2 protein-coding genes and 1 pseudogene (1 of these 3 running past the window's edge) are annotated in these 2582 nt (G+C 66.1%); 1 reads left to right on the forward strand and 2 read right to left on the reverse strand.

What is annotated here, in order from left to right; genetic code table 11:
* The first annotated feature begins 152 nt into the window (after window positions 1–152).
* The gene (locus A2X88_07265; GenBank protein ID OGP35019.1) at window positions 153–1679 is read left to right on the forward strand and encodes a mercuric reductase; all 1527 of its coding nucleotides are present in this window, start codon (window positions 153–155) and stop codon (window positions 1677–1679) included.
* Window positions 1680–1727: 48 nt separating this feature from the next.
* Here the strand turns inward: A2X88_07265 and A2X88_07270 are convergent, their stop codons facing one another.
* Together A2X88_07270 and A2X88_07275 are read right to left on the reverse strand one after the other, a co-directional pair.
* Window positions 1728–2069: a hypothetical protein gene (locus tag A2X88_07270; protein OGP35020.1), complete on the reverse strand. Its 342-nt coding sequence runs from the start codon at window positions 2067–2069 to the stop codon at window positions 1728–1730.
* Between the two features lie 33 nt (window positions 2070–2102).
* Window positions 2103–2582, reverse strand: a pseudogene (locus tag A2X88_07275) (isoprenylcysteine carboxyl methyltransferase); it runs 189 nt beyond the window's last position.

Here is a 2582-nt window from a genome sequence, read left to right on the forward strand (position 1 = left end):
ATCTTCACCTTCTTCGTGGGCACCGTGAAGGAAGTGTGGGCAAGCGGCAACTGGGCGGACCTCCTCTCCTTCAAGGTGGTCTTCTCCGTGGCCCTCTTCGTCTTCTCCTTCTTCATCCCCAAGATCATCCAGAAGCTGAAAGGGGACTCCCCATGACGAAACCGTTCGTCGTCCTGCCGGACACCGAGGAAAACCGCACCTGGGTGGACAACGTCCACCCGCCGGGATGGAAGAATCCCGCCCCCGCCGAGCGCTACAACCTGGTGGTGATCGGGGCGGGGACGGCCGGTCTTGTCACCGCCGCGGGGGCCGCCGGCCTTGGCGCGAAGGTCGCCCTGATCGAGCGCGAGTTCATGGGTGGGGACTGCCTGAACGTCGGATGCGTTCCCTCCAAGGGGGTCATCCGGCCGGCCCGGGCCATCCACGGAGCGCGAACCGCCGGGAAATTCGGCGTGGGCGGAACCGAACAGCTCACGATCGACTTCGGCAAGGCGATGGAGAGGATGCGAAGGATCCGCGCCAAGATCAGCGGCCACGACTCCGTCCGCCGCTTCTCGGAGACGCTGGGAATCGACGTCTTCCTGGGAGAAGGTCGTTTCGCCGGTCCCGACGTCGTCGAGGTGGACGGCGCGCGGCTGCGGTTTGCGAGGGCCGCCATCTGCACCGGGGCGCGGGCGGCGGCTCCCCCCATCCCGGGGATCGAGGAGGTCGGCTACCTGACCAACGAAACGGTTTTTTCCCTGACGGAACTTCCCCCGAGGATCGCCGTGATCGGCGCCGGCCCGATAGGATCGGAACTTTCCCAGTCCTTCTGCCGCATGGGCAGCCGGGTGACCCTGGTGGAGATGGGGCCCCACATCCTCTCCCGGGAGGACCCCGACGCCGCGGCCGTCGTGCAGGATGCTCTCCTGTCGGACGGGGTGAACCTTCTGCTGAACGCGAAGGTCGTGCGGGTCGGGAAGGAAGGGCCAGACAAGATCGTCCACGTGGAGCAGGGGGGGGAACCGCTGCAGGTCCGCGTCGACGAGATCCTCGTCGGCATCGGGCGGGCCCCCAACGTGGACGGACTGAACCTGGAATCGGTGGGGATCGCCTACGACCCCCGGCGCGGAGTCCTCGTCGACGACCGGCTCCGGACCTCCAACCCGCGCGTCTTCGCCGCGGGCGACATCTGCTTCCCCTACAAGTTCACCCACACCGCCGACGCGCTGGCCCGCATCCTGATCGCCAACGCCCTGTTCCTCGGAAGGCAGAAAAGCTCCGCGCTGGTCGTTCCCTGGTGCACCTACACCGACCCGGAGATCGCCCACGTGGGGATGTACGAGAAGGATGCTACGACCCGGGGGATCCCGGTGACGACGATGACCGTCCCCCTTTCCGACGTCGACCGGGCGCTGCTCGACGGGGAGACGGAAGGGTTCGCCCGCGTGCATCTGCGGAAAGGAAGCGATACGATCCTGGGCGCCACGATCGTTGCCGGCCATGCCGGGGACATGATCAACGAGTTTTCGCTGGCCATGGCCGCCGGCCTCGGGCTCTCCGCGATCGGAAAGACGATCCACCCCTACCCGACGCAGGGGGAGGTGGTCAAGAAGCTGGCCGACGCCTACAACCGGACCCGGCTCACTCCCACGGTGAAGAAGATATTCTCCGCCTGGCTGCGCTGGCAGAGATCCTGACCGCCCCCGCCCCGGGCCTGCGGGTGGGGCGATCCTGCCCCCTCCCGGTCAGCGGTGCTTGTGGGCGTAGCGGAGGGCGGTGGTTTTTTCGAGGGTGATCATCCCGCCGCTCATCATCTCGTCGATCTTCGGCATCACCTGGTCGATCTTCTCCTGCGTGTCGACCGCGATGACGATCACCGGGAGATCGCGCGACATCTCCGCCGAGTCCTTCCCCCGCCGGAGACTGCGGGCGCCGTACCCCGCAATCCCGCGAATGACGGTCGCCCCGGAGAACCCCTCCTTCCGGAACAACCTGACGAGCGCCTCGTACAGGAGATCGTCCCCGTACCTGTCCCCCTCGCCGATCCAGATCCGCATCCGGACCTTTTCCCCGACAAGCTTGGTCATCGGACTCCTCCTTGCCGATAGATGGACCCTCTCCTATCCCTTGCCGACTTCGGACACCCCTGCCGGCATCCTTCCGAACCTCGGAAAAAATCGAGGCGTGCGATTCGCATACTCGATCCATGCAGCTCCGAACGCCTCGCGGGACTCCGCCTCCTCTCGCAGAGCGAGCCGGTAATACATGGTGACCAGCGCAGGAAACATGAGCAGCGTCAGCAGCGTCGGCCACTGAAGGAGGAACCCGAAGAGGATCAGGATGAACCCGCCGTACTGCGGATGGCGGACGCGGGCATACGGCCCGGTCGTCGCCGTTTGCCGGTCCCTCTGGGCCGCATAGAGCACCTTCCACGCGGAATAGAGCAGGAGGAACCCGGCCAGGATGAAAAGGTTGCTCAGGATGTGGAGCGGATCGAAATGCGGGTCCCCCGAAAACCCGAACAGCGTATGCCAGAGGTGCCCGGACTCGTGGGAGAAGAGGTCCGCCCCGGGGAGCCGCGTCTGAAGCCACCCGGACAG

The sequence above is a fragment of the Deltaproteobacteria bacterium GWC2_65_14 genome (assembly GCA_001797615.1).
Classification (GTDB): Bacteria; Desulfobacterota; Deferrimicrobia; order Deferrimicrobiales; family Deferrimicrobiaceae; genus GWC2-65-14.